The organism is Hydrogenovibrio sp. 3SP14C1, assembly GCF_029625905.1.
Classification (GTDB): domain Bacteria; phylum Pseudomonadota; class Gammaproteobacteria; order Thiomicrospirales; family Thiomicrospiraceae; genus Hydrogenovibrio.
Genome location: NZ_JARTLM010000363.1, coordinates 1 through 229, shown reverse-complemented (window position 1 = coordinate 229; position 229 = coordinate 1). Strand labels below are relative to the sequence as shown.

1 protein-coding gene is annotated in these 229 nt (G+C 51.1%); it reads left to right on the top strand.

Annotated elements, in window-relative coordinates:
- A partial coding sequence (locus tag P8629_RS12855) for a hypothetical protein (protein WP_278166467.1) occupies nt 1–229 on the top strand: 229 nt, incomplete at both ends.

The following is a 229-nucleotide window of genomic DNA, read 5'->3' as shown; positions in this document are numbered from 1 at the left end:
AGGACATCAGTAACAATGATGGGGCGCTGGGCCGGCTTGGTTTGAGCAGTAACATGCTTTATGACAAACCAATGAATCCTGACTTTTTAGCCCGAGTTTATCAGCCAGACGAAAGTGTCTTTGGCAAGGCGATGAACCCGACGGTGGTATTCCGCGGATCGCGGGCACCAGAATTCCCGGAGGGAATAAGCCGCGCAACCCAAAAAGCCTTAATAAGGGGTGACTTATC